The sequence below is a fragment of the Arthrobacter sp. BK1 genome (genome assembly GCF_056680055.1).
Genome location: NZ_CM155263.1, coordinates 184,906 through 211,296, shown reverse-complemented (window position 1 = coordinate 211,296; position 26,391 = coordinate 184,906). Strand labels below are relative to the sequence as shown.

Genomic DNA, 26,391 nt, shown 5'->3' with positions numbered 1-26,391 from the left:
TCGATAACGGGAGTCAGCTGTCGGTGCTGAGCGGCCTCCAGTTCGGAAAGCCGAGCCTAAGCCGCCACATCCCCCGCGATGTCGCCATCCCGTCCGTACGCGCGTCGCCGCAGGCGCTCCAACTCGACCGCTTCCACGCCCTCGACCGACCCCAGCGGGCCATCCATTCCCTAATTGTCCACCCGGGCAACACCGGGGGCCAGAGGCATGCCCCTTACTCTGTTTTAGAGGGGCTTTCGCTCAACGACTAAACTGTCTCGTAACCCTTGGGAAACGCGACGTCTCAACGAGCTAACAGTCGTCTGACCTGCACAGTCACAGATTTTCTGCGGAATCTTGGACACGCGATGGCAACGGCGATTCTACTAAGAAAACGAAGGTGACCTCCCTGCGGAAAGTGGGATGAGGTTGGGCTCGAATCCGAGTGAGACCATGCGGCGTTGGAGGCGTTTCCGGGCGCGTTCGGGGTTCGTTTTGTCGAAATGATCGACGCCGAGTTCGTCATAGGCGACTCCGTCGTGGAGCATGTTCCAGACGATGACAAGCAGCGTGTGTTGGAGCGCGACTACGGCACGTAGCGCACCGGCATGGGACTGAATGCGGCGGTATTTCACGGCGAGATAGGTCGTTTTCGATCGGGACACTGCCAGCGCCGCGATTCCCAGTGCAGCTTTGAGGTAATGGTCACCGGGCCGGGTTTGGGTTGATTTGATTCGTCCAGCCGACTCGTTCTGGCCCGGACACACTCCCGCCCACGATGCCAGGTGGCCCGCCGTGTCAAACACGTTCATGTCGACGCCGGCTTCGGCGATGATGACGTTAGCGACATTCTTCGATATCCGGGGCACGGTCATCAGCAGCTCCCGGGCCAAAGCGAAAGGTTGCATCACCATATCGATGCGGGCGTCGAGGGCTTCGAGGGTCGCCTCGATCTGGTCGATGCGGTCCAAATGGAGCCGCGCCATGTATGCGTGGTGGTCGGTGAAGCGCCCTGTGAGGGCTTCGACGAGGGCGGCGGATTTGCGGCCCATGGAGGCGTGCGCCAGCGAAGCCAAGGTCTGCGGGTCACGTTCTCCGGATATGAGAGCGTCGAGGATATTGCGCGCGGATCGTGTGCTCAGCGTGCTGACGACCGAGGACAACTTGATGCTGGAGTCCTCCAGCCCCTTTTCCAGCTGTGAGTATTCGCCGTGTCCGGGTCAAATCCCGCAACTGGCGGATCGGCTCGGGCGGCACGAAACTGGCCCGCAGCAGATTGTGGGCGGCAAGCTCCGCCAGCCATGTCGCGTCTGAAACATCGCTCTTCCGTCCCGGGATATTCCGCGCAGCTTTAGCGTTGACCAGTTTCACATTCAGCGACTCCGCCAGCAGGAAGTAGAACGGTTTCCAGTAGTCGCCGGTGGCCTCCATCACCACGACCGTCACCGCTGCGGCCTCCAGATCGCGGCGCAGACGCACGATCTCATTCGTCGTCGCGCCATACGTGGTCACTGTCCTACTGGACGTTCCTGCCCGCATTCCGGGTATCCGAATGCAGACCTTCGCATCACGTTTGGAGATATCCATACCCGCGGCACGCTCGTGCACGATGTCCATCATCTACCCCTCGCATCCGGTCCAGCGACACCACCAGCTGGTGGTGCCGGATGCCGCGGGAAGGGCGGGTAAATAATTCAGGAATCTACTAAACGGGCTCATCAAACCCATCGCTGCTGGGTTTGCGGCACCAATCCACGGTTCCCGTGGAAGCCCTCCACACCACGCTCGTAAACAGGCTCTCGGCACTAAGAATCGGCGGCGTCGACCGCGGCACCGTCATCATCCGCCACTACCCGACCCATCCACAAGATCGTTTTCTCAAGACCACAACGCCGCGGAGCGGCTACACCGCTCGTAACTATGGCTCATAACCTCTTGGCAAAAATTGAGTACCTATCCTTGGTTATGAGACAGGTGACAGGGCTTCGCCCGGAGCCGATCACGGCGAGGCGCGGAAGCAAACGGGCAGTCTCCGCCGGGGCAGTGGAGTGGGATGGTACTAACTTGGTACCATATGTTTCATGGCTATGAATTTGCGTGTCCCCGTGGATCTGGATCGTCGTTTGGACCAGCTCGCCGCCGAGGAGCACACCTCGAAGTCGGCGTTGCTGCTCCAGGGGGCGGAGCTTGTGCTGCAGCGGCACCGGCGAAGTCGTGAGATCGGCGAGGGACTGGATTTCGTGATGAGCCACGATGCTGAGCTTTTGACGCGCCTAGAGGATGCGTGACCGCGTACCTCGAGATTGAGGACGCGTTACAGGTCGTTGACCGGTACGGGTTCCATATCCGGGATATCGGCCTTCTGGCCTCGGCCTTGGCCCGTCCGGCAACGACAGTCGTGGGTGTGGAAGCATATCCGCAGTTGGAGATGAAGGCGGCGGCCTTATTGGAGTCGGTGGCCCGGTTCCATCCGCTGATCGACGGCAACAAGCGAACTGCCTGGACGCTGATGGTTTTGATGCTTTGGATCAACGGGTTCCGGCATGACTTCAGCACTGATGATGGGTTCGATCTCGTCGTGGGCGTTGCCGCCGGCGACATCTCGTTGGAGGAGAGCGCAAGGATGATTGCCGCGCACCTCGTAAGCCGAGTAGCCATGTAGTTCTGTAGCCGAGTTAGTGATGCTGGCTTATATACCGGGATGCCGCGCGCGTCCGCTACAGCCAGGAGCGGCCCTGCTGCGAGGCCGGATGCCCGCATCACCTTTTGCCTGGTCGTTTGTTTACCCGGCCTCAGAACCCGTGAGGTGGGCGAAGGAGGTGTTTGCCGCCATGAAGTCTTTCATTGTTAAGTGGCCCTGCGGGACACTGCATCCTCCGTTGCTCACGGGCGGCGTCGACCACAACACGGGCGGGGCGAAACCTGCCGTAGTCCCGGCGCAAACACGAACCGCGTTACTCAGTGGGGGAGCGGTGGTTAATTGGTGTGCTCAGAAGGGACGAAAGGGGTGTGGACAATGTCCACACTTGGGGCTTCGGACCGGTTCGTACATCGGAGGGTTCGGGCCGGATTCCTTACGTTTCCGCGGGTTCCCAGTATTTGCAAGGCCGGGAATGTAGTTCGAGTCCCACCTCGGGCACGGCATATCCCCTCGTCAGAGCGGTTTTTTGCTTTAACTTGGACGAGCGCCGTGCAATGAAAGCAAGGCCCTGCTAAAGCCCTGATCCTCAGTCCGACACGTGGAGTCCGGGGCCCAGGCATCGCGCCGGCCCACACCCGCGAATAACACACCACGGGGTTTGTCAGCATGTGCTGTTTCAAGGGCTTTCAAGCGGCTGCGAGCGCGTCCTATTGACTGACTTTCCGCCGTTCCTGCGGGTACTCCGTAGCCGCCCAGGAGGCGAGCAGGCGCATGGCTTCTTCAGATGGAGAACCGGGTTCAGTGGAGTAGATAGTGAGGGTGAGTCCTGGCTCGGCCGCCATCTCGAGGCCTTCGTAGGCAATGCTCATCTCGCCCACGACCGGATGGCGGAAGACCTTGGCACCGGCGCCGTGATGGCGGACGTCGTGCGAGCTCCACAGACGCCGAAACTCCTGGCTCCGTGTGCTCAGTTCACCGACGAGGTCGTGGAGTTCCTTGTTGTGCGGATCCCGGCCGGCTTCGGTACGCAGGATGGAAACCACCACCTCGGCAGCAGCGTTCCAGTCGGAGTGGAAGTCGCGTGCGCGCTCGTCGAGGAAAGTGAAACGGGCCAGGTTAGGTGACTGGCCGGGCATGTCGTACACATCCTTGTAGAAGGCGCGCGCGAGTGCGTTGACGGCCAAGAGGTCCATGCGTCCGTTCCGGACGAAAGCCGGTCCTGCAGTGACGGCGTCCAGCGCCCACTGGAGGCTGGTGTGCGGATTCCAGCTCTGGGAATTCCGGCGCTTGGGTGGCCTGGCTACGGGGCTCGCCGCGTGGGCGAGGTCGAACAGGTGGGCGCGCTCGGCGTCGTCGAGGTTCAACGCGCGGGAAATCGCCTGAAGGATCTCCGGGGAGGCTCCGCTGATGGAGCCTCGCTCCAGCCGGGTGTAGTACTCAACGCTGACCCCGGCAAGGGTTGCCACTTCGCTGCGGCGCAGTCCAGCGACCCGGCGGTTGCCGCCGGCCGGCAGCCCGACTGCCTCGGGCGAAATCTTGGCACGCCGGGAGGTGAGGAATTCACGAACGTCTGCACGGTTGTTCATGAATCCACCCTAGGCGCGCATCCCGGAATGAAGGAGACCCTCCGGGTACCCCCATTAGCGGTCACCGCTGTGAGGGTCCCTCCCGGTACCTGTAACAACAGGGGCTCCCTCCCGCCGTCGCGGGCTGCTTTGCTGGAATGAACCGAACTTTGCCTGGGAAAGGACAGTCTGCCATGCGAATGAAGAAGCAGACCCTGGTGGTGATCACCGCGCTGGCGATCTTCCTTACCGGGTGCAGTACCGCTTCGGACAGCCCGGCCTCAACGAACACGGCCGGCGGTAACACCGTCCCGGCAAGCACGGCGACGGCCTCGCAGGAAACGGCCAGCCCGGAAGGAACAGAAACGATGACAGCGAGCGAGAACCAGGACGACACTCCGATCACCATCCGGATTGACGGTCGGACCGTGAACGGAACCTTGTCAGGGAACGCGACCGCCCGCTCCCTGCTCGACCAGCTTCCCCTGACGCTGTCCTTCAGCGAATTCGGCGGACAGGAGAAGCACGCAGAACTACCCAAGCCGCTGTCACTCGACGGCGTTCCAGCCGGCGATGACGCTGATCCGCTGACGATCGGGTACTACGCCCCAGGCCGGACTCTCGTCCTCTACTACGAACATGTGGGGCGTTACACAGGGATTGTGCGGATCGGAACGTTTGATGACCTCGCGGCAGTCCGTGACCGCAGCGGCCGTTTCGACGCCACCCTGAGCCTCAGGGACTGAGCAGCTACCCGCCAATCCCATCCCCACAGAAGAACGGAACCATTCTTGACTCGCGCAACCCTTCAGGATGACGCCCGCGAAACACCTGCGGACAGCCTGCCCCACGAAGACCTCGGCACCTTCGAAGACACACAGTCTGATTCTTCCGCCCGGGTACACCGGTTCCCGTGGGCGGCCCTGCTGATCATGGCACTGATGGGGTTCCTGCTGATCGCGACCGAAACCATGCCGGCAGGCCTGTTGCCGCAGATCGCCGCCGGGCTGGACATTGCCGAGGGCACCGCCGGGCAGTTCGTCAGCGCCTACGCCCTGGGAACCGTCGTGGCCGCGATGCCTGCGGTCGCCATGACCCGGGGCATGCGCCGGAAGCCTGTTTTCGTAGTCGGGATCCTTGGCTTCCTGGCCGCGAACCTTGTCACGGCGTTCTCCACGGACATTGTGCTTTCCTTGGGAGCGCGGCTCCTGGCCGGTGCATTCTCCGGCCTGCTGTGGGGGATGCTCGCCGGTTACGCCCGCCGCATCACCGCTCCCGAACATGCCGGGCGCGCACTGTCCGTTGCATCCGTTGGCACTCCGGTGGGACTGGCAGTGGGGACGCCGTTCGGTTCATGGCTGGGCACCACGTTGGACTGGCGTTGGTCCTTCGGTGTCCTCTCCATCCTTACGGTCCTGACCGTCCTGCTTGCAGTTTTCCTGGTGCCGGATGCGCCCGGCCAGCGTGCCGGGACACGGGTGCCCTTGGTGCGGGTCCTCCGCATTCCCGGCATCGCGGTGGTCCTCGCCGTCATTGTCAGCTGGATGCTTGGACACAACATCCTCTATACGTACATCGGCTCCTACCTCCGCACGGCGGATCTTCCTCTCCCGGTCGAGGCTGCCCTGGTGGTGTTCGGAGCGGCGGCCATTGCCGGAATCGTCCTCACCGGTGCAGTGATCGACAAGGGCCTTCGGCGCCTGGTCCTGCTGAGTATTGCCTCCTTCGTCCTGGCCGGCGGGGTCTTCATCGTCGGCCACGCCTCGGTGGCGGCGGTCGTTGCCGCGATCGTGCTGTGGGGCATCGCCTTCGGTGGTGCGGCAGCCCAGCTGCAAACAGCAATCAGCGCTGCCGGCCGGGACAACGCGGACGTCGCCAATGCGATGCTCGGCGTGGCCTTCAACCTGGCGATCTTCGCCGCCGGCGTGGCTGGCGCGGTGGTGATCAGCACTTTCGAGGGGTTGGTCCTGCCGGCGGTGATGGCCGGGCTTGCCGTCATCGCGCTCATCATCGCCGTCGCGGGACGCCGCACCGCCTTCCCCATGTAAACAAGTCAGCGAACCAAATGAACCCCGCGCAGGCCGAACCAGGTCAATGCCCGCCTTGAAAAGACCTCAGCGGGCTCTGAAAAACGCAGCTGCATCTGCACGGAGCTGCGCTGGCGGAGCTCGGTCCGGGCTTGGCCACACCCGGTTGTCAACACAGTTGCCAACGTCGCCCGCCAGCACTTTTCTGCATCGACGATTATCGATATGCTGGGTGAGGTCCCAGCCACGCTGGTTATATCCCTTGGGGGCAGCTTGAATGAGTGGGGCTATGTGTTTCGGCATCGAATCTGAACCACCACGAAAGCCAAGGAGAACCGCATGCCTGCCATCCGAATCTACGAATCCGCCCTCTGCTGTGACACTGGAGTCTGCGGCCCTGACGTGGACCAGTCCTTGGTGGATGTGACAGCGGATGTGCGGCACCTCAAGGGCCTCGGTGCAGACATTGCCCGCCACAACCTCGCCAGCGAACCTACCGCTTTCGCGGAAGATGAAACGGTCCGGGGATTCATGCACCTGGTCGGATCCAGGGGCCTGCCGCTCACTATCGTGGACGGCGTTACGGTAGCCACCGGGACGTACCCCAGCAGGGGACAGTTGCTGACTTTCGCCGGACTCGGCGAAGCCGCCGTGGAACCGCAGGCCCGTCCCGAACTTGGCCTCAGTGAAAAGTCCGGCGGCTGCTGCGGCGGCTCAACGAGCTGCGGCTAGGTCCCGGCGTGCAGTTTCTTCAGGACGCGCCCCGGTTCCTGTTTTTCACCGGCAAGGGCGGAGTGGGCAAGACCTCTGTGGCGTGCGCAACTGCGCTCACCCTCGCCAAGTCCGGAAAGAAAGTATTGCTGGTCAGCACCGACCCGGCATCCAATGTCGGGCAGGTCTTCGGCGTGACCATCGGCAACACCATCACGCCCCTTCGGGATGTGCCGGGCCTTTCGGCGCTGGAAATTGACCCGGAGCAGGCAGCCGAGGCGTACCGGGAACGGATCATCGCACCCGTCCGGGGCCTGCTGCCCGAGTCTGAGCTGGTCGGCATCGCTGAGAGTCTCTCGGGCTCGTGCACCACGGAGATCGCCTCGTTTGATGAGTTCACCAACCTGCTCGCCGATGACAGTTCTTACGGGGAGTATGACCACATCGTCTTTGACACGGCGCCGACGGGTCACACGATCCGGCTTCTTCAGCTGCCTGGTTCGTGGACTGATTTCCTGGCGGCCGGCAAGGGGGACCCCTCTTGCCTGGGCCCGTTGTCCGGACTGGATAAGCACAAGCAGGTGTATGCCAAGGCGGTCCAGGCCCTCACGGACCCGGCGAGGACGCGGCTTGTCCTGGTCAGCCGCGCGCAGACATCATCACTGACCGAAATTGAGCGGACCTATCTCGAACTCAACCAGATCGGGATCGGCGGCGGTTACGTTGTGGTCAACGGTGTCCTGCCAGAGGCCGCAGGGGACGAGGATCTGGCACGGGCGTTGCGTGCCAGGGAGGCTGCCGCCATTGCGGCGATTCCCGGGGCGGTGGCCTCACTTCCGCGCGACATGTTGGATCTGAAGCCAGGCAACATGGTGGGCATTCCGGCACTCGAGTCCCTCTTCACGGCCAGCTCCGGCGCGGACATCGCTGATGACGCCGCCCTGGTCTCCGAGGTGGAGGACGCTCCGCTGGCCGCGCTGGTGAACGACATGGAGCTCAGCGGCCACGGCCTCGTGATGTGCATGGGCAAAGGCGGCGTTGGCAAGACGACTGTCGCTGCCGCGATCGCGGTCGCCCTGGCCAAACGCGGGCATGCGGTGCACCTGACCACGACTGATCCTGCAGCCCACCTCACCGAAACGCTCCATGGTTCCGTTCCGGGCCTGACGGTCTCCCGCATCGATCCGGAAGCGGCCATCGAGGAATATCGGAGCCATGTGATGGAGACCAAGGGCCGGAATTTGGACGATGACGGTCGCGCTGCCCTCGCCGAGGACCTCTTGTCGCCCTGCACCGACGAGGTGGCCGTGTTTCGGCAGTTCTCCAAGGTGGTCCAGGAATCCCGCCGGCACTTTGTTGTGATCGACACGGCACCAACCGGCCACACCCTGCTGCTCCTGGACGCCACCGGATCTTACCACCGCGAGATCGCCCGCCAGGTCGGTGACACCATGGGATTCGTGACGCCCCTGATGCGGCTTCAGGATCCGGCACAAACCAAGGTTGTTCTCGTCACGCTGGCCGAAACGACACCGGTGCTCGAAGCCGAAGAACTGCAGGGTGACTTGATACGGGCAGGGATCCACCCGTGGGCCTGGGTCATCAACAACTCGATCGCCGCGGCGCATCCGGAGACCCCGTTCCTGCAGGCCCGCGCCGCGAGCGAAATGGAACAGGTCGCGAAAGTGCGCACCCTGACCGGCCGGCTCGCGCTCATTCCGCTCCTGCCCGAAGAACCCACCGGTGAAGAAAAGTTGTTGGCCCTGACCGCACTCAGCTCCCAGCCCGCCTGACGTGGATCCAGCCCCTCGGCGACGCGTGTGCGTCGGGGGCTGGGACCCTGCGGTCGCGGCGTCGGCTCCCTGGGACTACGTTCCCTGCCGCGGTGTTGGCAGCGCAAGAACTAGAGAACCCGCGTGCGACGTTCGATCAGCACAGTGTCCCTCCATAGGCCGGCAGCAGGACCGTGGGTCATCCGGGCTATCTTTTCCCGCAGTCCCACCACCTTGAAGCCGTGGGCAAGGTGCAGCCTCATGCTTGGCTCGTTCTCCGGAAAAACGCTCGCCTGGATGGTCCAGATGCCCCCGTTTTCCGTCGAGTCGATCAAGGCCTGAAGCAGGAGTGTTCCGATCCGCCGGCCGTGGGCCGCTTCGGAAACGTAGATGGAGTGCTCGACGACGCCGGAGTACACCGGGCGGGCGGAAACGGCGGAAACAGCCGCCCAGCCTAGAATCCCGCCGGCGGACTCCTCTGCCACAAGTCGGTGTGAAGGAAGCCGCGAAGCGTTGAAGCCGCGCCAATCCGGTGCCTCGACCTCGAACGTGGCCTGACCCGTCGTGATTCCTTCAGCGTAGATCCGCTTGACCTCGGGCCAATCGGATTCCCGCAATGGCCGGACAGTGACGTCAGGTGCCGAACTTCGGCTCACAGGGACGTCAACAGGCCGGCCGTCTGCTCCAGGGCACCGGGGACCAGAGAGTAGTAGGCCCACGTGCCTCGCTTCTCGCGATGCAGCAGTCCGGCGTCAACCAGGATCTTCAGGTGGTGGGAGACAGTGGGCTGGCCAAGGTTCAGCGGTTCGGTGAGATCGCAGACGCAGGATTCACCGGAAGCGTCGGCCTTGACAATGGAGAGCAGACGCAGCCGGTTCGGATCAGCCAGCGCCTTGAATACCAAGGCTTTCCGCTTCGCCTCCTCGGCGCCCAGGGCGGGCGCTCCCGCCGGAGCGCAGCAGGCTTCGTCCGTGGCCGGCTCAAGGAGAGGCAGTAAGTCCATGTACCCATTATGCCGCAACATTGATATGCATCAATGTTGTGCTGCGGTGCTTTCGGAAGGGGCGGCGGTCCCTGTGCGGGTCCCGTTCCGGTGGGGTGCGAACAGTCGACCAGGTGCCGGCGCGGGGCTAGGGGCCGGTGGTGTCGGAGCCGTGCGGGACAACGACGTCGTCCGCCGCGCGGGCCGCTGAGGGGAAGAGCGCGAGGAGGAGGCCAAGTCCCACCGCCGCACCGATCAGCTGCGCCATCACGAAGCCGGGAACAGAGCCCGGGGCGATGCCGGCGAAGGTGTCACTGAAGATTCGGCCCACCGTCACTGCCGGGTTTGCGAACGACGTCGATGAGGTAAACCAGTAGGCGGCGCCGATGTAGGCTCCCACGGCCGGGGCTGCGAGGACGCCGCGTTTGGTGGCGGCCAGGGCGAAGATCAGCAGGACGAGGCCTGCGGTGGCGACGACCTCTCCCAGCAGGTGCCCGCTGGTGGCACGTTCCTTGGCAGAGATGGAGGTGCCCACCTCGAACATGGCATTTGCCACAACGCTGCCGCTGATCGCACCAACCGTCTGCGCAACGATGTATGCACCGAGTTCCGGCAGGCTCAGTCCGGTGCCGCTGCGCCGGCCCAGCACACAGTCCACCAGAGAGACCACAGGGTTGAAATGAGCGCCGCTGACAGGCCCGAATACGAGGATCAGGACCGTCAGGCCCAGCACCGTTGCAGTGCTGTTCTGGAGCAGTTGCAGGCCGACGTCGTTCGGGGAGAGCTGCGCGGCGGCGATCCCGGAGCCGACCACGATCATCACGAGCAGACTGGTGCCGAGCAGTTCGGCGACGGCACGGCGCCACAGCGGCGGTTGTTGAGAAGTCATACCAACAGCTTGACGCAAGATATTTACTCAGTCAAAATTGAACCAATGAAAACTGACCCAATTGAAGTCTTCCGTGCGCGGGTCGCCAGGCATGCGGCCCTCGCAGACCCCGCACGGCTGCGCATCGTGGACCTGCTGACCCTGGGAGATCTTTCCCCCACGGAGCTGCAGGCCGAGCTCGGGATGCCGTCGAACTTGCTGTCCCACCACCTGCGCACGCTGGAAGATGCGGGACTGGCAACCCGGCACCGTTCGGAGGCGGACAAGCGCCGCAGCTACATCCGGCTCGCCGCCGGGGCGCTGGACGAACTGGCTCCCGGTGCCGAACACGGAGCCCGCCGCGTCCTCTTCGTCTGCACCCGTAACAGCGCCCGGTCCCAGCTGGCCGTCGCGCTCTGGAACCAGGTCAGCGAGATCCCCTCAACCTCCGCGGGAACACACCCCGCTGACCGCATCGCCCCGGGCGCCATTGCCGTCGCCCGCCGCCACGGCGTCGCTCTGGCGGACCTTCCCCCGCGCCGGCTCGATGAAGTAGTCCACGCTGATGACTTCGTCGTGACCGTGTGCGATAACGCCCACGAGCAAATCCCCAACCTGGCCGGGATCCACTGGTCCGTTCCGGATCCGCTCCGATTGAACACCGGGGACGCTTTCGAGGGCGCCTTCACCGACATTGCCCGCCGCGTGGGCGACCTCGCACCCCGCCTGCACGCAGCCTAAAAACCAACACCCCACCCATATTGACAAGTGTCGATATGTTGATCGATACTTCATGCATCGACAAACATCAATGTAGTCAGTAGGCGGGTGCGGGACGAAGACCCCATCAAAACCGATCCACACCCAACTGATTCCAGGAGAAACCCCGTGAGCACCGAAACCGCCAAGAAGCCCTCCGTCCTGTTCGTCTGCGTCCACAACGCAGGCCGATCCCAGATGGCCGCCGCCTTCCTCACCACCCTTGGCAAGGGTGGGATCGAGGTCCGCTCCGCCGGCTCGCAGCCCGCGGACAAGGTCAACCCGGCCGCCGTCGAGGCCATGGCCGAGCTCGGCATTGACATGTCAGCCGAGATCCCCAAGGTCCTCACCACGGAAGCGGTGAAGGAATCGGACGTGGTGATCACCATGGGCTGCGGCGACGAATGCCCGTACTTCCCGGGCAAGCGTTACGAGGACTGGGTGCTGGAGGACCCTGCCGGCCAGGGCGTGGACGCCGTCCGCCCGATCCGGGATGAAATCAAGACCCGCATCGAAGGCCTGATCGCATCCCTGATCCCCGCCGCCAAGTAGGAGCTGAATCATGACCGAACAGCTGATCATCATAGGGTCCGGCCCGGCCGGCTACACTGCGGCCATCTACGCCGCCCGTGCAGGACTGGCGCCTCTGGTCCTGGCCGGATCGGTCACCGCGGGCGGTGCGCTGATGAACACCACCGAGGTGGAGAACTTCCCGGGCTTCCCCGGCGGGATCCAGGGCCCTGAGCTGATGGACGGGCTGCAGCAGCAGGCCGAGAAATTCGGCGCGAAGGTGATGTTCGACGACGTCACCGAAGTGACGCTGAAGGGGCACCTCAAGCGCGTGGTCACCGGGGCCGGTGAGGCGTACGAGACTCCCGCCGTTATTCTCGCCACCGGCTCGGCCTACAAGAAGCTGGGCCTGCCCGAGGAGAAGAAGTTCAGCGGCCACGGTGTCTCCTGGTGCGCCACCTGCGACGGCTTCTTTTTCCGCGGGCAGGACATCATCGTCGTCGGCGGCGGTGACTCGGCGATGGAGGAAGCCACCTTCCTGACCCGATTCGCCAAGTCCGTGACCGTCGTCGTGCGCAAGGGCGAACTGCGCGCCTCCCGCATCATGGCCCAGCGGGCCAAGGACAATCCAAAGATCAGTTTCGCCTGGAACTCGGCCGTCACGGCCATCCACGGCGACGGCAAGGTCACTGGTGTCACCCTGACGGACACTGTCAGCGGTGAGACCCGCGAGCAGGCTGCCACCGGGATCTTCGTCGCGATCGGCCACTTGCCGCGCACCGAACTGGTGGCCGGGCAGGTGGAGCTCGACGCTGAGGGCTACATCAAGGTCGATGCGCCCACCACGGTCACCAACCTGACGGGTGTGTTTGCCTGCGGGGATGCCGTGGACCACCGCTACCGCCAGGCCATCACGGCCGCCGGCACCGGATGCGCCGCTGCCCTTGACGCGGAGAGGTACTTGGCCGCGCTGGAGGACGCCGACAGCATCGCGACGGCGCTGGTCGAAGAACCCACCCACGCCTAGACCTGTGCAGGGGAGGAGGTGAGCTGAATGAACACCGGATGCTGCGGCGATGGCTGCTGCGACGACGATCAGGACTGCTGCTGACACCCCGGTGCCTGCCGGACCCAGAAGGATCCGGCAGGCACCAACCCAGCATCACCAACGGATGAGAAATGAGGACAGCATGGATTCGACGAAGAGCCTCCCTGTGGCCGTCATCGGGGCCGGGCCTGTGGGCCTGGCCGCCGCGGCGCACGTGCTCGAACGCGGACTCGAGCCGGTGATTTTTGAGGCAGGCCCGGCCGCAGGCGCTGCCATTGAGCAGTGGCGCCATATCCGGTTGTTCTCACCGTGGCAGTACAACACCGACGCCGCCGCCGTCCGCCTCCTCGCCACCACCGGATGGGAATCACCGGAGCCGACGGCGCTGCCGACCGGCGGCGAACTCATCGACGGCTACCTCACCCCACTCGCTTGCCTGCCCGTCATCTCGTCCCGGCTGCACACCGGCGCCCGCGTCGTCGCGGTTACCCGGCAGGGCATGGACAAGACCCACACCCGGAACCGCGGCACCACTCCGTTCGTCGTCCGCGTCGAACACACCGACGGAGAAGTCCGCGAGTACCGGGCCGCAGCCGTCATCGACGCCTCCGGCACCTGGTCCACCCGCAACCCGCTCGGAACCTCGGGGCTGCCCGCCGTGGGCGAAGCCGCCGCGGCCACCCACATTTCCTCACCGCTGCCGGACGTCCTGGGCCGTGACCGCGAGACGTTCGAGGGCCGCACAGCAGTTGTTGTCGGCGCCGGGCATTCGGCAGCCAACACCCTGCTGAACCTCGCCGAGCTCGCAGCACAGGTGCCGGGGACGAAGATCGTCTGGGCGATCCGCGGCGCCTCCGCGGCCAAGGTCTACGGCGGTGGCGACGCCGACGGGCTTGCCGCCCGGGGCCAGCTCGGCAGCCGGCTCCGCAACCTCGTCGAATCCGGTGCCGTGGAACTTCACACCGGCTTCGGAATCGCCTCCCTCGCAGCGTCCGACGGAGCCGCCGTCACCGCGACCTCCACGGACGGCCGCACCCTCGAGGCCGACGTCGTGGTCCCGGCCACGGGGTTCCGCCCCGACCTGGACATCCTCCGGGAAATCCGGCTGGAACTGGACCCGGGCGTGGAAGCCCCGCGAGAGCTCGGCCCGCTGATCGACCCCGCATTCCATTCCTGCGGCACTGTCGAACCCCACGGCGCAAAGATGCTCGCCCACCCCGAGCAGGACTTCTACATCGTCGGCATGAAGTCCTTCGGACGGGCCCCCACCTTCCTGCTCGCCACCGGCTACGAACAGGTCCGCTCCGTCGCGGCCGCCCTGGCAGGGGACAGGGAAGCCGCCGACACCGTCCAGCTCGAACTCCCCGAAACCGGCGTCTGCTCCTCCGACATCGGCACCAGCTGCGACGTCCCCGCCGTCGTCCCCGCAGGATTCGTGGCCGAAACTTCCGGAGGCTGCTGCGGAGCACCCGAACCGGTCCTCGTCGGATTCCCCACCGGCCTGGCCCACGGCCGCTCTGCTGAGAACTGAAAACAGCACCGAGCTCCTGCACCGGATCAGCGCGCGCCTGGCCGAATCACTGCTCCACGACCCCAGCTCAGAAAAGGAAGAATCAAGGCATGACTGAAACCACGAAGACTCCCAGCGTCCTGTTCGTCTGCAGCAAGAACGGCGGCAAATCCCAGCTCGCCGCCGGACTGATGAATCAGCTCGCCGGTGGAGACGTCACCGTCTACTCCGCGGGAACCAAACCTGGTAAGTCCCTCAATCCCCAGGCGGTGGAGTCCCTGTCCGAGCTCGGCATCGACATCACCGGCGAACACCCGAAGCCCGTCACCGACGAAGTCCTTGACGCAGTGGACGTCGTGATCGTCCTGGGCAACGAAGCGAAAGTCGAAGCCCCCGGGGGCAAACGCCTTGAGGTCTGGGATACGGACGAGCCCTCCGAACGGGGTATCGAAGGCATGGATCGGATGCGCCTTGTCCGAGACGATATTAGGGCCCGGGTCCAGAAGCTTCATGCGGAGCTGATAGGGAACTAGGCCATGCCCGCCCCGGCGATATCCCGCACACTGGCCGCGGAAGGTGCACCGCGCGGTGGCCTCGCCGCGCTGTGCATCACCCAGACGACCGGGTGGGGTGTGCTCTACTACGCATTGATCGCGGCGGTCCGCCCTATCAGCGACGACACAGGCTGGGACCAGGTCCTTGTGACCGGAGCCTTTTCGGCCGGACTGCTGGTCTCCGCAGCGGCCGGCATCTTCGTCGGCAGGATGCTCGACAGGACCGGTCCGCGCACGCTGATGATCGGTGGATCCCTCGTCGGAATACTGGCCCTGGTCCTGGTGGCGACAGCACCAAACCTGCCAGTGTTCTTTGCGGGCTGGCTGGTCGCCGGCACCGCGCAGGCCGCCGTGCTGTACCAACCGGCTTTCACTGTGATCAGCCGCTGGTACGGACCTGCCCGCATCCGGCCCCTGACAGTCCTGACCCTCGTCGCAGGGTTCGCATCCACCATCTTCGCCCCGCTCACCGCCGCCCTGACATCCGCGTTCGGCTGGCGAGTCGCTTTCCTCATCCTTGCCGGGATCATGGCACTTATCACCGTGCCGCTGCACGCCCGATACCTGAACCGGGAGTGGGCCCCGGCCACCCCCGGCAGCGCCGCGGCGGACCACCGGGTCATGGTGCGGTCCGTACGGCGAAGCCCGGAATTTCTCGGCCTGCAGGCGCTCATGGTCCTGCTCTGCCTTGGGCTTTACACCGTGACGCTGAACATCATTCCCCTCCTGATGGAAAAAGGATCCGACTACACAATGGCCGCGCTCGGGCTCGGCCTCGTGGGAGCCGGGCAGGTCGGCGGCCGCCTGTTCTTCGCAGCGATCCCACCCATTGCCCGGCTATCGGTCATCGCCGGGGCGGCAGCCTGCGCCATCCTTGTACTGGCGGTTCTCCCCGGCACGCTGCCGCTGCTGATCGCGGCAGGAATGCTCGCCGGGGCGGTCCGCGGGTGCCAGACGCTGCTGCAGGCCACGATCGTAGGAGACCGCTGGGGAAGCCAGAACCTGGGCACACTGCAAGGGATCTTCGCGGCCCCGCTCACAGCCGTTACCGCCCTTGCCCCCGCAATCGGCCCGGCAACGGCAGTCTGGCTCGGCACCTACACCAACATGATATACGCCATGGCCGCCGCCACCGGGACGGCGGCACTCATCGCCGTCGCTGAGCGGCTCTCCAGAGGACCTCATGCCAGATGAAGAGTGGCCGGACGGACCAGTGGTGGTCGGAGTCGGATGGTCCTTTTCAGTGCTACTGATCCGTACTGCCGCCGGCCTCGCGACAGCCCTGGGACAGCATCTCGTGTGCGCCTTCGTGGATCCAGCCAGCTACCTGACCGAATGGGAACCGGAGGCCCAACGGACCGCGCTTTCACTGGACCCGATCATCAATGAAGAGGCCGAATATCCATCCGGGCAAGTGCAACGGAACCTGGAATCCATTCTCGGCCAACCCGGGGAGACATGGTCTTTTCGCCTGCTGAACGGCGACGTCCCCAAAGCCCTCAACCGCCTGGCAGAGAGCACGGATGCCTCCCTGCTCGTTGTCGGCGCCGATCGGCCAGGGCCCGTGGCACGGTTGGACAGGTTCCTCGAAGGATCGGTATCAGGGTCCCTGATCCGCAGTCAGCGGTGCCCGGTCCTCGTTGTTCCCGACACCTGAGAACGGGGATAGCCGGGCGGCTGATTGAGCGCCTCCAGGCCAGGACCCCCGGCCGTAGTCGACCTCCGCACGGAGGACGTCCTGAACCCGCTCCGCGTCGGATCCAGTAGTTCCCGCCCTCTCACAGTGGGACTGTTAGCGCTGCAGCTCCTGGCACAGGCCAGGGAGTCCGGATACAGTGCCTCCAGGGACACCATTCCGCGGCTGCCGTCCAGATCGGGTATGCCGGCCGCGTCAGCGGGGTATCAGCAGGCTGATTTGTTTCCTGATGTCCTGCACCAGTGCTTCATTCTCCAATCCGGCGTTCGCACTTGCCGCCATGCTGACAAACATGATTGCCGAGACAATGCGCGCCGTCGTCGCGGCGTCACCCGCACCGGCCAGTTCTGCCCGGTGCAGTATGGCGGCAATGGCCTCCTCGGTCTGCGCAACGATGGATAGAGCTGCGCTGTGGTGTGGCTCCGTAGGGTCGCCGAAGACCATTTCCCGCAGGTAGAAGCGTCCGTTGTCGACCTGGGTTCGGTTGCACTCCACGATCGGGCGCACGACGGCCATCACCGCACCCAGGGCATCCTGGATGGTTTCAGCATCCGCCCGGCCCCGGTCGAGCGCTTCGGCGTAGTGGGCGTTCTGGACGAGGAGAAGGAGTTCTCCCTTGGTTTTGGCGTAGAGGAAAAGGGTTCCGGTGCCGATGTCGGCTTTGTCGGCGATCTGCTGGGTGGTGACGTCCTCGACTCCGTATTCGGCGAACAGCTCAGTGGCTGCGGCCGTGATGCGGTCCAGCTTCTCCTGCTTGTTTCGCTCGCGACGTCCAGGCGGCCGGGATGTGACAGGCATGTAGGTTCCTCTGGACGTAAACTGACTGGACTCAATATTGAGTATACCGAAGCTGCGGAGGCCGGGCCCTCCAGCCGGCGCCCCTGCTCTTCGTAGCGGGGGAGGATCCGGCCACCCCTCTTCTCAACCGACTGAGTGCGCAATTCCTTCAGCATTTAGTGTCAGCCAGGGCGGGAACAATTCCCTTTTTCACGAGCCGCCGCATTTCGGCTGGGCGGGCGACTGCTCGCTGCGCACCCAAAGCAGGACTGAGGACATGAAGTGCTTTTCCATGTGCGGTCCGATAGTTAGTTGTGAGATGCCCAGAGAGCCTCCTTATCGCGAGCGTGGTGGTCAGGGGGCGAGGAATTCGACGGCGGCGGGTGCGAATTTGGCGTGGTACTGGAAGATACCACCATGGCCGGAGTCGGGGTAGATGATCAGTTCGGATCCCTTGATGCGGCGGTGCAGTTCTTCGGATAGCGCGGAGGGCACCATGCGGTCGTTGTCGCCATTGGCGATGAGGGTGGGTTGAGTCAGTGCGGACAGGTTCGACGGGGCCGAGCGGCCGAACTCCTGGATTGCCTTCAGCTGCGTCTGGAATGCGCGGGGGCTGATTGGCTTGTCACGGTTCTCAGTTCGCTCCTGAAGGCGTTGGATGAACGCTTTCGCAGCGGGTTTGCCGGTGCTGTTTCGGTTGAAGAACAGGAATTCCTTGGGGTCCGACCGGGTCAGGGTTGCCCGGAGGATGTCCCGGTAGGTGGTGCCGACGACCTTGTCGATGTTTTTGCCTCCTCGCGGACCGGTTCCGGTCAGCACGAGCTTGCGGACAAGATGGGGATGTTTGAGGGTCAGGTCCTGGGCGACCATGCCGCCCAGTGAGAACGAGAATACATCTATCGTGTCGAATCCGAGGGCCTTGATGAAGGTGTAGGCGTCGTCGGCCATTGCCTCGATACTGTTGGGAACTTGTCCGGTGGAAGCGCCGACACCGGGCTGGTCGAAGGTAATGACGTGGCGGTTCCTGGCAATGGGGTCGATGATACGGGGGTCCCAGTTATCAAGCGTGGCTGCCAGGTGGACGAAGAAGACGACGGGGATGCCGCCCTTCGGCCCAAGCTCGCGGTAGGCGTAGCTGACGCCTACGGCGGTGACAGTGCTGGCAGGTGCCTTCGCGTATGAGGTGACGACTGGCTCGTTTGCGGCGTCGGTGTTGTCCATGACGTTGTACTCCCGGATTCTCTGCGTGAATAGTGCCTGTCGGCGGGTCAGCTGTTGACGGTGAGCACTGCTTTGCCGCGGAAGCCCCCTGCGGCCAGGGTTTGCAGCGCCTCTGGAGCCTGGTCGAAGGTGAAGACCTTCCCTACGATGGGGCGCAGTACCCCGGCGTCAACCAGGGCGCTGATCTGACGTAGTTGGTCGCCGCTGGCACGCATGAAGAGAAACTCATAGCTGACGCCGAGCTTCTTGGCGTGCCTTCGAATCTTGCTGCTGAGCCCGGTGATTGCCAAGCGCAGAATGGGGTTGAGGCCTGCTTTGCGGGCGAATGCGGGATCGGGCGGGCCGGCGATACCAATCGCCCTCCCACCGGGCTTGAGGATGCGCAGAGACTTCTGCAGGTTTTCGCCCCCGAGGCTATCCAGCACCAGATCGTATCCGTTCAGGAACTGCTCGAAGTCCTGGGTGCGGTAGTCGATAACGATGTCAGCGCCGAGGTCCCGCACGAACCCTGCGTTGGAGCTGCTGGCGGTGGTTGCGACGGTCGCGCCGTGATGCTTGGCGAGCTGGATGGCGATAGAACCGACCCCGCCGGCGCCGGCGTGAATGAGAACTTTCTGCCCTGACTGCACGTTTCCCTGCTCGACGAGGGCCTGCCATGCCGTAAGCGCCACCAGTGGAAGCGAACCGGCCTCCTCCATGCTGGCCGATTCGGGTTTGAGCGCAAGGTCTTCCTCCGCAACGGCAATACGTTCAGCAAACGTCCCGATGCGCTCCTCGTGGGGACGGGCGTAGACCTCATCGCCGGGCTTGAACCCCTTTACTTTGTCCCCGACGCGCAACACGGTGCCGGCTACGTCGTTGCCGAGGACCAGCTGGAGTTTGTAGGGAAGGATCTGTTTGAACTCGCCCTGGCGGATCTTCTCGTCCAGCTGGTTCAGGCCGGCAGCTTGCACCTGCACGAGCACGTCCCGTTCGCCTACGGCCGGTTCAGCAACCTCGGCTTCGCGCAGCGGTTCCTTGTACTTGTTGATGACGAATGCCCGCATGTTGCAATGCTCCTCAGAAAAGATTTTCTTGACTCCAATCAATGATGACTACACTCAGTAAAATGTCAAGGAGTAACGAAAGCGCCGTGGTGATGAGCTGGGTTCATCCCCACGGGGCTGGCGCTGTTTCTAGGATTTGCTGAGCGTAAGTTGGGGGTAGAGCGCCTCGATGGGGGCGCTGAGTCCCGCCTTGAGCTGCACGGACGTCTCGTCGGCAAGAACCTCGTACTCGCCGGCTTCGACGGCATCCAATACCGCCGCGACCAGATCAGCTGGGTCCATCTTGGGGTCGGTGGCATGCGCAGCCATCGCTGTGTCGACGTAGCCGACGTGGACGCCCACCACATGTACCCCTTCGGGGGCGAGCTCCAGACGAAGCGAGTTGGTGGCCGACCAGAGGGCGGCCTTGGTGGCGCTGTAAATGCCCCCGACGGCATACCAGCTCATTGCGGAGTGGATGTCGATGAGTGCGGAATTGTCCTTCGCTGACAGGATCGGCGCGAAGGCGCGGGCGAGGAAAAGCGGGCCGAGGAAATTCGTCTCCACATTGGTCCGGATTTCCGCGTCGGTGTGGGTAAGGATGCCTGGGGTTGCCACGCTGGCTCCAGCGTTGTTGATTAACACTGTGACATCGCCCGCGGCCTCGACTGCAGCCCGGATTGAGGCCGGGTCTGTGATGTCGAGGGTGAGCGGGACGATGCGCTCGTCCTCCCACGTGCGCGGGGTGGGGGCGGTGGCGTAAACCTTGCTGGCGCCGCGTGCGAGGGCACCTTGGACGAAGTGGGTTCCGACGCCGCCGTTTGCTCCGGTGACGAGGACGACTGCTCCAGTGAGTGAGTGCATTTCACGAACTTTCTTGTGTACTTTTCCATCCGCACCGGTCGGCGTGGATGGTGGGGAATGAGGCGTGGGCAAGGGCCGGGTAGTCGGTGTGGCGGGTTGCCCCGCCGCCGTAGAGAGTCAACGATGGCGGGATTGGCCAGTGCGAAACGGCCCAGTGGGGCAACGTCCGCAAGGCCGGCCGCGACGTCGTCGGCTATCTGCTCGCGGTGACGTCCACAGCGGACCACGAGCACCGCCGTCGGCCACATATCCCAGAGGGAGCGGAGCAGTTCGTCGTCGCCTACATGGTGAAGGTGCAGGTACGCCAGGTTCCGGGTCGCGAGCTCGCCTACCGGGTGCCGGTACTGAGCGCGCACACTCTCGGTGTCGCCGTCGTTGAGTCCACCTCATGGCATGGTGGGGGAGAGGCGGATGCCCACCCTGTCTGCCCCGATTTCATCGGCCAGGGCCTGGGCGGGTTCGATCACGAACCGCGTTGCCCATAGTACTCGGCCGCCAGGTCGCCCGGCGTGCCATCCGGGTTGGAACGGCTTCCGGTCATGGGTGCCAGTGCCAGCCCAAGGGATAGGTCCAGGCGGCCAAGAGTCAATGGTTGCAACAGTGCGGAAAGGGTCATGGGTTAGTCCTTTTGCATTCGACCTATCAGAGGATCACCGCCGTCCGCCAATGTTCGGCCGCCGTGGACGCTAAGCCTTCCTGCTGCATGCACTTGATGGTGACTACACTCATAACTGAGTGAGATCAGAATATATTCCCATGAGAATCAAGGGGGCAAAAGTGACGGTCAGTACTCTTCGGCCTGCCTCGGTTCGGTGAGTTACGCCCGGATGAAGCCTCGGCTTGTTGGTCTGCACAACGAAGAAACGCTCCCCTCCACATGACGGTGCGGCCGGCGGCCAGACGGGTGCTACGGGTAGGGCGAGCCGCAGTGCCTCCGGCACATTGGCGGCGGATACAGTCCACCGTCCGGGACAGTAAAGTGCGACGAATCCCCGCCCGGTTCGCACCAGGCGGGGATTCGTTTGTCTTGCCAAGCGTGCGGTAAAGATGACCTACCGACGTCGGGTGCCAGGGGTCAGCATCAGTGTGCGGCGGCCGCGGTCTGCTCCTGAAAGGCCGGCATGACGTGTTCGATGAATAGTTCGAGGGAGCGTTTCTTTTCTTCATGGGTGAGGCTGTTGTCGGCCCAGAAGCTGAACTCGTCCACGCCGAGTGCCTCATAGTGGCGTAGGCGTTCGATGACCTCCTCAGGCGTCCCGATCATTGCAGTCCGGTGCAGGGACTCCGGTGTGAACTCCGGGCGTTCGGCGAACTTCTCTTCGGGGCTGGGCTCGAGGAAACCGTTCTTCGGCGTGGTCTTGTTACCGAACCAGGCATCAAAGGTGCGGTAAAACTTCTGGATGGCTTCGGCCGGGCGCCGCCATCCTTCAGGCTCGTCTGCAGGGTGGACGTGCGTGTGGCGGAGCACCATGAGGTCCGGGCGGGGAACTCCGGGGTTGTTTTCCACGGCGCTCTCGAACTTATTCACAAGGTCTTCAACCTCCTCGTCGCCCTTCATCAGGGGAGTCACCATCACGTTGCAGCCGTTGGCGACGGCGAACTCGTGCGAGGAGATATCGCGGGCAGCGATCCACATGGGCGGTGTGGGCTTCTGCAGGGGCTTGGGGACGCTGGTGGAGGTCGGGAACTGCCAGACTTCGCCATCGTGGGCGTAGTCGCCTTCCCAGAGCGCCCGCACGGCCGGCACGAGTTCGCGCAGGTGCTTCCCGCCGTCGACCGCTGACATGCCGCCCATGAGGCGGTCGAACTCGAACTGGTAGGCGCCGCGCGCCAGCCCGACTTCCATGCGGCCGTTGCTGATGACATCGAGCAGTGCTGTCTCCCCGGCTACGCGCAGCGGGTTCCAGAAGGGGGCGATGATCGTTCCGGCACCCAGGCGGATGCGGGAGGTGCGCGCTGCCAGATAGGCAAGCTGGGGCATGGGGCTGGGGGAGATGGTGTATTCCATCGAGTGGTGCTCACCGATCCAAACGGTGCTGAACCCGCCGGCTTCCGCAATGAGGGTGAGTTCCGTCAGGTTCTCGAAGCATTCCTGGTGGGAGACGGACTCGTCCCAGCGCTCCATGTGGGCGAAAAGGGAAAAGCGCATTAGTGGCTCCTTCGATCTGCGCCGGTGGCCGGCGCTTGAGGGGTGGGTGCTGCGTCCTGGGCGGCCTTGCGTTCGGCAATGGTCTGGTCGCCGCGGGACCAGTGTTCGTGTTCAATTTCCCGGATGATGACGGTGGTGTTTTCCGGTAACGCGCCCACGGAGTTTTCGGCTGCACGGTGCAGCGCGCCTATGAGGGAGCGGAGCTGCTCGGGGGTCCGGCCCCGGGCGATCGAGACTTCGATAAGAGGCAAGGTGGTCAGCTCCTCATGATGAAGGGGTCGGCGAGGGGAGATTCGTCGGTGTTGATCCAGACGCTCTTGACCCGGGTGTATTCACGAATGCTCTCGATCCCGTGTTCGACGCCTACCCCGCTGGTCTTGAAGCCTTCGCGCGGCGACTGGGGGGACATGGTGCGGTAGGTATTCACCCAGATGGTGCCGGCTTCCAGGCGGCTGGCCATGCGGTGCGCCCTGGAGAGATTGGTGGTCCAGATTCCGGCGGCGAGCCCGTAGCTGGTGTCGTTAGCCAGGGCGAGGACCTCTTCCTCTGTTTCAAACGGCATGATCGCGGCGACGGGGCCGAAGATCTCCTCCCTGACCACCCGCATTGAATTGTCGACGTCGGTCAGGACGGTGGGTTGGAAGAAGTAGCCGCCGAGGCCGGTGTCGGGCCTGCCGCCGCCGGTCAGGACGGTGGCACCTTCGGTGACGCCGAGATCGACGTAGCTGGCGACCTTGTCCCGCTGGTCCGCGAAGGCCAACGGTCCGAGCTCGGTTGCGTCCAGGAGCGGATCTCCGATGACGATGCTGCGGGCACGGTTGGCTACCCGCTCGAGCAGTTCGTCGTAGATCGACTTGTGGGCGAACACGCGGCTGCCGGCGATGCAGGTCTGACCGGCCGCGGCGAAGATGCCGGCCACCACTCCCATGGACGCATTGGCGATATCCGCATCGGCAAAGACGATGTTGGGGGATTTGCCGCCGAGTTCCAGCGTCGAGCCGATGAAGCGGGACGCGGTTGAGGAGGCAATGCGGGCGCCGGTGGCGGTACTGCCGGTAAACGAGATCTTCGCCAGCCGGCGGTCCTCAACGAGGGCGGCTCCGGCTTCGGCGCCAAAACCGGTGACAACATTGATGACGCCGGGCGGGAAGCCTGCTTCCCCGGCCAGTGCCGCCAATCGCAGCACGGTGGCAGAGGTGTATTCCGAGGGTTTGATGACGATGGTGTTGCCGGTCGCGAGGGCTGGGGCCAGCTTGCTGGTGGTCAGGGTGAGCGGCGAGTTCCAGGGCGTGATTGCTCCCACAACGCCGAGTGGTTCGCGCAGCGTGTAGTTCAGCATCGCCCGGCTGGAACCGGGGATGGTGTCGCCCTGAATCTTGTCCGCAAGGCCGGCGTAGTAATAGTAGTACTCGGGCATGGCGGCGAGCTGGGCTCGCATTTCACGCAAAAGCTTGCCGTTGTCTTCGGATTCCATGCGGGCGAGTTCGTCGGCGTGCTCGCCGACGAGGTCACCGAGACGGCGGAGCAGGTGCCCGCGTTTGGTCTGGCTCAGGTCCCGCCAGGCGGCGTTTTCGAAGGCTGCGGATGCGGCAGCGACGGCCTTGGAGACGTCGGCTTCATTGCCGCGCGCCGCCCGGTACAGCACGTCGAGGGTGGCGGGGTTGGTGCTCTCAAAGTAATCCCCGTTTGAGGGCGCAACCCACTCGCCGTTGATGAAGTGCTCGTAGCGGCGGTCAGTGGACATTGGAATGCTCCTTGATGAAAGCAGTGAGGGTGTTGGCGAGCTCTTGGGGGCGTTCTACGGGCATCATGTGGCGGGCCCCGCTGACAATGGAGTACGTGCAGCCGGGAATTGCTGCTGCAAGCCTGGCGCCCATTTCCGGCGTCGATCCAGGGTCAAGTTCGCCGGTTACGGCGTGGGATGGAACGCTGATCCTGGGAAGTTCGGGTGTCAGTTCGGCGTCTGCGGTGGCGAAAACCCGGTAAGCGGCCAGAAAGGATTTCGGGTCGTTTCGAAGCAGCACCTGTCGCGTGGCTTCGACCATGGACGCCGGGACCGGCGTTCCCTCCGGGTACCAACGCGTGATGGATGCCTCGGCCGACGCGGCGAAGTCTGACTCAGCCATGGCCAGCCGGTCCATGACCGACCCGTGTTCCTCTGGTGTCCGGGAGCATACAGATCCCACGGACACCAGAGTGGCAACGAGCTCGGGCCGGAACCTGGCAAGGTGTTGGGCGACGAGGGCTCCGAGGGAAAACCCCACAAGGTGGGTCCCTGGCCTCAGGCGCCCGGCGACGTCCGCGGCCAGTTCCGCCAGCGTGACGCCGTCGGGGGCAGCTTCTGTCCGGGTTCCGTGGCCGAGCAGTTCAATGATTTGGACGTCGAACTCGGGTTCGAGGAATTCACGGAGCGGCCCCCACATCGACCCGTCGAGGCCGACTCCGTGAATGAGTGCGATGCGGGCGCGGCTCACGGGGGCTCTTTCCTAGTTCGCTTCGGTGCTGAAGGCGGCGAGCCGCTGCTGGGGGCGTCCCTGGGCTGCGGCGGCGAGGGCGATCACGATTTCATCGGCGTGGGGTGCGTCGTTTATCCGTACCTCGATGCTCTGGTGGTGCGAGCGGATGGTCGCGTCCGTGATGTGCTTGAGCGGGATATCGAAAACGACTCCGGCCGGCCCTCGCTTTTCCACTGCCGGCAACAGCGTGGTGGCGTTGGCAGCGTCACGGAAATGATTTCCGAAAGCAAGGGTGTGAATGAGTCCGGAACCGTGCTCGACTTCACCGTTCAGGCCCACGATGGCAGCCTTGCCATAAGCCTCCGCGGGGGCGCCGAGGGCTTCGAGTACGCGTGGGGCGAGGAGCGCTCCGATATCGGAGGCGTTGCCTTCGATTCCTGCTGACAGGTCCTCCACGAATCCCTGTCCTGCCCAGGGGTTCCTGATTATGGCTGCGACGACGGCGACCCGCGCGTTGGGGGTGACGGCCCGGCCGCCTTCGATCAGGATGTCTTCGGTGAAAGTGACGATTTTGCGGATGCTCATGAAATCAGTTCTCCTAGGGTTTCTGCTTTAACGACGGGGTCCGTGAGCCGGTCCCCGATGCGTGAGTGTGGGCGGGGTCCGGTTGACGCGCCGAGGGCGATGACGATCTCTCCGGGCCGGGGCGCGTCACTGATCCGGGTGGTGATGGTCTGGTAGTGCGTGCGGGTGGCGGCAGCGTTCTTGTGCCAGAGCGGCACGACGAGTGATGCGCCTGCGTCGGCCCGGTCATCGGCGAAGCAGATGATGGATTCGCCGTCGAGGTACTCCCGGACAAGGTTGCCGAAGAACGGGGTGTGGATGAGGGCTGCGCCATGTTCAATCTCGCCGTCCGTACCCACAATTGCTGCTTTGCCGAAGGCCTGGATTGCGTCGACGCCGCCGAGTTCCTTCGCAAGCACGTCAGTGAGCTTGCGGGCGAGAGCCGGGGCCAACCGCATGACTTCCTCGTTCAGGTTGTCGGTGGCCTTTCCTTCCAGCCACGGGTTGCTGACCACGGCAGCTGCGGTGGCACGGACGGCCGGGATGGCGGGGGAGAGTCCGTTCTCGAGCAGGATTTCTTCGCTGTAGTAGACGATCTTGCGAATGGCCAGGCCCTGGTCGTTCATCGTTCGGTCCCGGCCAGCGGGGGCTGGCCTCCGAGGGCGTGGAAGGTGGGAAAGCGCATTACTGGCTCCTAGCAGTCGTTGATATGA

Annotated in this window: 29 protein-coding genes and 1 pseudogene; 14 read left to right on the top strand and 16 right to left on the bottom strand. The window is 64.1% G+C overall.

All coding sequences use genetic code 11. From position 1 onward, the window contains the following. Nucleotides 1-365: 365 nt before the first annotated feature. Nucleotides 366-1,596: pseudogene (locus AC1MCA_RS00980) on the bottom strand (IS110 family RNA-guided transposase). 464 nt (nt 1,597-2,060) lie between these two features. Between AC1MCA_RS00980 and AC1MCA_RS00975 the strand changes: the two are divergent. Further along, a complete protein-coding gene (locus tag AC1MCA_RS00975; RefSeq protein WP_479800544.1) occupies nt 2,061-2,267 on the top strand; it encodes a hypothetical protein in 207 nt (68 codons plus the stop codon). Next, nucleotides 2,264-2,641, top strand: coding sequence for a type II toxin-antitoxin system death-on-curing family toxin (locus tag AC1MCA_RS00970; protein WP_479800543.1), 378 nt, complete (start codon nt 2,264-2,266; stop codon nt 2,639-2,641). The genes AC1MCA_RS00975 and AC1MCA_RS00970 overlap by 4 nt, the downstream gene beginning before the upstream one ends. A gap of 686 nt (nt 2,642-3,327) precedes the next feature. Here the strand turns inward: AC1MCA_RS00970 and AC1MCA_RS00965 are convergent. Then, nucleotides 3,328-4,206 carry a helix-turn-helix transcriptional regulator gene (locus AC1MCA_RS00965; RefSeq protein ID WP_479800541.1) on the bottom strand — a complete coding sequence of 293 codons (879 nt, stop codon included), beginning with the start codon at nt 4,204-4,206 and terminating at the stop codon, nt 3,328-3,330. Nucleotides 4,207-4,385: 179 nt separating this feature from the next. Between AC1MCA_RS00965 and AC1MCA_RS00960 the strand changes: the two genes are divergently transcribed. The 4 genes from AC1MCA_RS00960 to arsA all read left to right on the top strand — a co-directional run bounded on the left by AC1MCA_RS00960 (nt 4,386) and on the right by arsA (nt 8,716). After that, complete coding sequence (locus AC1MCA_RS00960) at nt 4,386-4,931, top strand: cyclophilin-like fold protein (RefSeq protein WP_479800539.1); 546 nt, start codon at nt 4,386-4,388, stop codon at nt 4,929-4,931. A 45-nt stretch (nt 4,932-4,976) separates the two neighbouring features. Beyond that, entirely contained in the window at nt 4,977-6,233 is a 1,257-nt protein-coding gene (locus tag AC1MCA_RS00955) for an MFS transporter (protein ID WP_479800538.1), read from the top strand. Between the two features lie 318 nt (nt 6,234-6,551). Then, nucleotides 6,552-6,944 (top strand): arsenite efflux transporter metallochaperone ArsD, encoded by a 393-nt coding sequence (gene arsD, locus AC1MCA_RS00950; RefSeq protein WP_479800536.1) that lies wholly within the window; start codon nt 6,552-6,554, stop codon nt 6,942-6,944. An 8-nt stretch (nt 6,945-6,952) separates the two neighbouring features. Continuing rightward, nucleotides 6,953-8,716: an arsenical pump-driving ATPase gene (gene arsA, locus AC1MCA_RS00945; protein WP_479800535.1), complete on the top strand. Its 1,764-nt coding sequence runs from the start codon at nt 6,953-6,955 to the stop codon at nt 8,714-8,716. Between the two features lie 110 nt (nt 8,717-8,826). Here the strand turns inward: arsA and AC1MCA_RS00940 are convergent, their stop codons facing one another. From AC1MCA_RS00940 to AC1MCA_RS00930, 3 genes are all read right to left on the bottom strand, one after another. Beyond that, nucleotides 8,827-9,351 (bottom strand): N-acetyltransferase family protein, encoded by a 525-nt coding sequence (locus tag AC1MCA_RS00940; RefSeq protein WP_479800533.1) that lies wholly within the window; start codon nt 9,349-9,351, stop codon nt 8,827-8,829. Continuing rightward, nucleotides 9,348-9,698 carry an ArsR/SmtB family transcription factor gene (locus AC1MCA_RS00935; protein WP_479800531.1) on the bottom strand — a complete coding sequence of 117 codons (351 nt, stop codon included), beginning with the start codon at nt 9,696-9,698 and terminating at the stop codon, nt 9,348-9,350. Before AC1MCA_RS00935 ends, AC1MCA_RS00940 begins: the two co-directional genes overlap by 4 nt. A 127-nt stretch (nt 9,699-9,825) precedes the next feature. Continuing rightward, a complete protein-coding gene (locus AC1MCA_RS00930; protein ID WP_479800529.1) occupies nt 9,826-10,566 on the bottom strand; it encodes an aquaporin in 741 nt (246 codons plus the stop codon). Between the two features lie 45 nt (nt 10,567-10,611). On the opposite strand from AC1MCA_RS00930, the gene AC1MCA_RS00925 reads away from it, so the two are divergent. The 7 genes from AC1MCA_RS00925 to AC1MCA_RS00895 all read left to right on the top strand — a co-directional run bounded on the left by AC1MCA_RS00925 (nt 10,612) and on the right by AC1MCA_RS00895 (nt 16,583). Beyond that, nucleotides 10,612-11,286 carry a metalloregulator ArsR/SmtB family transcription factor gene (locus AC1MCA_RS00925; RefSeq protein WP_479800527.1) on the top strand — a complete coding sequence of 225 codons (675 nt, stop codon included), beginning with the start codon at nt 10,612-10,614 and terminating at the stop codon, nt 11,284-11,286. A 147-nt stretch (nt 11,287-11,433) separates the two neighbouring features. Next, nucleotides 11,434-11,856, top strand: coding sequence for an arsenate reductase ArsC (locus AC1MCA_RS00920; RefSeq protein ID WP_479800525.1), 423 nt, complete (start codon nt 11,434-11,436; stop codon nt 11,854-11,856). A gap of 7 nt (nt 11,857-11,863) precedes the next feature. Beyond that, nucleotides 11,864-12,841: a thioredoxin-disulfide reductase gene (trxB, locus tag AC1MCA_RS00915; protein ID WP_479803502.1), complete on the top strand. Its 978-nt coding sequence runs from the start codon at nt 11,864-11,866 to the stop codon at nt 12,839-12,841. A gap of 163 nt (nt 12,842-13,004) precedes the next feature. After that, complete coding sequence (locus AC1MCA_RS00910) at nt 13,005-14,393, top strand: NAD(P)-binding domain-containing protein (protein ID WP_479800523.1); 1,389 nt, start codon at nt 13,005-13,007, stop codon at nt 14,391-14,393. An 89-nt stretch (nt 14,394-14,482) separates the two neighbouring features. Next, entirely contained in the window at nt 14,483-14,905 is a 423-nt protein-coding gene (locus AC1MCA_RS00905; RefSeq protein WP_479800521.1) for an arsenate-mycothiol transferase ArsC, read from the top strand. A 3-nt stretch (nt 14,906-14,908) separates the two neighbouring features. Beyond that, nucleotides 14,909-16,120 (top strand): MFS transporter, encoded by a 1,212-nt coding sequence (locus AC1MCA_RS00900; RefSeq protein WP_479800519.1) that lies wholly within the window; start codon nt 14,909-14,911, stop codon nt 16,118-16,120. After that, complete coding sequence (locus AC1MCA_RS00895) at nt 16,110-16,583, top strand: universal stress protein (protein ID WP_479800517.1); 474 nt, start codon at nt 16,110-16,112, stop codon at nt 16,581-16,583. Before AC1MCA_RS00900 ends, AC1MCA_RS00895 begins: the two co-directional genes overlap by 11 nt. Before the next feature lie 234 nt (nt 16,584-16,817). Here AC1MCA_RS00895 and AC1MCA_RS00890 read toward each other — a convergent pair whose 3' ends face one another. The 4 genes from AC1MCA_RS00890 to AC1MCA_RS00875 all read right to left on the bottom strand — a co-directional run bounded on the left by AC1MCA_RS00890 (nt 16,818) and on the right by AC1MCA_RS00875 (nt 20,509). After that, complete coding sequence (locus AC1MCA_RS00890) at nt 16,818-17,420, bottom strand: TetR/AcrR family transcriptional regulator (protein ID WP_479800516.1); 603 nt, start codon at nt 17,418-17,420, stop codon at nt 16,818-16,820. 333 nt (nt 17,421-17,753) lie between these two features. Continuing rightward, nucleotides 17,754-18,620: an alpha/beta fold hydrolase gene (locus AC1MCA_RS00885; RefSeq protein WP_479800515.1), complete on the bottom strand. Its 867-nt coding sequence runs from the start codon at nt 18,618-18,620 to the stop codon at nt 17,754-17,756. A 47-nt stretch (nt 18,621-18,667) separates the two neighbouring features. Continuing rightward, the gene (locus AC1MCA_RS00880; protein ID WP_479800514.1) at nt 18,668-19,666 is read right to left on the bottom strand and encodes an NADP-dependent oxidoreductase; all 999 of its coding nucleotides are present in this window, start codon (nt 19,664-19,666) and stop codon (nt 18,668-18,670) included. Nucleotides 19,667-19,795: 129 nt separating this feature from the next. Next, entirely contained in the window at nt 19,796-20,509 is a 714-nt protein-coding gene (locus AC1MCA_RS00875; protein WP_479800512.1) for an SDR family oxidoreductase, read from the bottom strand. A 206-nt stretch (nt 20,510-20,715) separates the two neighbouring features. Between AC1MCA_RS00875 and AC1MCA_RS00870 the strand changes: the two genes are divergently transcribed. After that, a complete protein-coding gene (locus AC1MCA_RS00870; RefSeq protein ID WP_479800510.1) occupies nt 20,716-20,994 on the top strand; it encodes a hypothetical protein in 279 nt (92 codons plus the stop codon). On the opposite strand, the gene AC1MCA_RS00865 is transcribed toward AC1MCA_RS00870, so the two are convergent. The 7 genes from AC1MCA_RS00865 to AC1MCA_RS00835 all read right to left on the bottom strand — a co-directional run bounded on the left by AC1MCA_RS00865 (nt 20,973) and on the right by AC1MCA_RS00835 (nt 26,304). Further along, on the bottom strand, nt 20,973-21,125 hold the full coding sequence (locus AC1MCA_RS00865; RefSeq protein WP_479800509.1) for a hypothetical protein: 153 nt from the start codon (nt 21,123-21,125) through the stop codon (nt 20,973-20,975). The two genes, AC1MCA_RS00870 and AC1MCA_RS00865, sit on opposite strands and share 22 nt — an antisense overlap. A 465-nt stretch (nt 21,126-21,590) precedes the next feature. After that, nucleotides 21,591-22,658, bottom strand: a complete 1,068-nt coding sequence (locus tag AC1MCA_RS00860) for an LLM class flavin-dependent oxidoreductase (protein ID WP_479800508.1) — start codon at nt 22,656-22,658, stop codon at nt 21,591-21,593. Continuing rightward, complete coding sequence (locus AC1MCA_RS00855) at nt 22,658-22,909, bottom strand: tautomerase family protein (protein ID WP_479800506.1); 252 nt, start codon at nt 22,907-22,909, stop codon at nt 22,658-22,660. The genes AC1MCA_RS00860 and AC1MCA_RS00855 overlap by 1 nt, the downstream gene beginning before the upstream one ends. Nucleotides 22,910-22,914: 5 nt before the next feature. Then, the gene (locus AC1MCA_RS00850) at nt 22,915-24,402 is read right to left on the bottom strand and encodes an aldehyde dehydrogenase (RefSeq protein WP_479800504.1); all 1,488 of its coding nucleotides are present in this window, start codon (nt 24,400-24,402) and stop codon (nt 22,915-22,917) included. After that, nucleotides 24,392-25,132 carry an alpha/beta fold hydrolase gene (locus AC1MCA_RS00845; protein WP_479800503.1) on the bottom strand — a complete coding sequence of 247 codons (741 nt, stop codon included), beginning with the start codon at nt 25,130-25,132 and terminating at the stop codon, nt 24,392-24,394. Before AC1MCA_RS00845 ends, AC1MCA_RS00850 begins: the two co-directional genes overlap by 11 nt. Nucleotides 25,133-25,144: 12 nt before the next feature. Next, nucleotides 25,145-25,699, bottom strand: a complete 555-nt coding sequence (locus AC1MCA_RS00840; RefSeq protein ID WP_479800502.1) for an amino acid synthesis family protein — start codon at nt 25,697-25,699, stop codon at nt 25,145-25,147. Then, nucleotides 25,696-26,304 (bottom strand): amino acid synthesis family protein, encoded by a 609-nt coding sequence (locus AC1MCA_RS00835; protein WP_479800501.1) that lies wholly within the window; start codon nt 26,302-26,304, stop codon nt 25,696-25,698. Before AC1MCA_RS00835 ends, AC1MCA_RS00840 begins: the two co-directional genes overlap by 4 nt. Between the last annotated feature and the right edge of the window lie 87 nt (nt 26,305-26,391).

Coding starts and splice junctions, on each gene's coding strand:
- AC1MCA_RS00840 (WP_479800502.1), bottom strand. CDS start 25,699: ATGAGCATCCGCAAAATCGTCACTTTCACCGAAGACATCCTGATCGAA.
- AC1MCA_RS00925 (WP_479800527.1), top strand. CDS start 10,612: ATGAAAACTGACCCAATTGAAGTCTTCCGTGCGCGGGTCGCCAGGCAT.
- AC1MCA_RS00860 (WP_479800508.1), bottom strand. CDS start 22,658: ATGCGCTTTTCCCTTTTCGCCCACATGGAGCGCTGGGACGAGTCCGTC.
- AC1MCA_RS00930 (WP_479800529.1), bottom strand. CDS start 10,566: ATGACTTCTCAACAACCGCCGCTGTGGCGCCGTGCCGTCGCCGAACTG.
- AC1MCA_RS00935 (WP_479800531.1), bottom strand. CDS start 9,698: ATGGACTTACTGCCTCTCCTTGAGCCGGCCACGGACGAAGCCTGCTGC.
- AC1MCA_RS00965 (WP_479800541.1), bottom strand. CDS start 4,206: ATGAACAACCGTGCAGACGTTCGTGAATTCCTCACCTCCCGGCGTGCC.
- AC1MCA_RS00835 (WP_479800501.1), bottom strand. CDS start 26,304: ATGAACGACCAGGGCCTGGCCATTCGCAAGATCGTCTACTACAGCGAA.
- AC1MCA_RS00890 (WP_479800516.1), bottom strand. CDS start 17,420: ATGCCTGTCACATCCCGGCCGCCTGGACGTCGCGAGCGAAACAAGCAG.
- AC1MCA_RS00960 (WP_479800539.1), top strand. CDS start 4,386: ATGAAGAAGCAGACCCTGGTGGTGATCACCGCGCTGGCGATCTTCCTT.
- AC1MCA_RS00910 (WP_479800523.1), top strand. CDS start 13,005: ATGGATTCGACGAAGAGCCTCCCTGTGGCCGTCATCGGGGCCGGGCCT.
- AC1MCA_RS00895 (WP_479800517.1), top strand. CDS start 16,110: ATGCCAGATGAAGAGTGGCCGGACGGACCAGTGGTGGTCGGAGTCGGA.
- AC1MCA_RS00885 (WP_479800515.1), bottom strand. CDS start 18,620: ATGGACAACACCGACGCCGCAAACGAGCCAGTCGTCACCTCATACGCG.
- arsD (WP_479800536.1), top strand. CDS start 6,552: ATGCCTGCCATCCGAATCTACGAATCCGCCCTCTGCTGTGACACTGGA.
- AC1MCA_RS00900 (WP_479800519.1), top strand. CDS start 14,909: ATGCCCGCCCCGGCGATATCCCGCACACTGGCCGCGGAAGGTGCACCG.
- AC1MCA_RS00850 (WP_479800504.1), bottom strand. CDS start 24,402: ATGTCCACTGACCGCCGCTACGAGCACTTCATCAACGGCGAGTGGGTT.
- AC1MCA_RS00875 (WP_479800512.1), bottom strand. CDS start 20,509: ATGCACTCACTCACTGGAGCAGTCGTCCTCGTCACCGGAGCAAACGGC.
- AC1MCA_RS00865 (WP_479800509.1), bottom strand. CDS start 21,125: ATGACCCTTTCCGCACTGTTGCAACCATTGACTCTTGGCCGCCTGGAC.
- AC1MCA_RS00880 (WP_479800514.1), bottom strand. CDS start 19,666: ATGCGGGCATTCGTCATCAACAAGTACAAGGAACCGCTGCGCGAAGCC.
- AC1MCA_RS00975 (WP_479800544.1), top strand. CDS start 2,061: ATGGCTATGAATTTGCGTGTCCCCGTGGATCTGGATCGTCGTTTGGAC.
- AC1MCA_RS00905 (WP_479800521.1), top strand. CDS start 14,483: ATGACTGAAACCACGAAGACTCCCAGCGTCCTGTTCGTCTGCAGCAAG.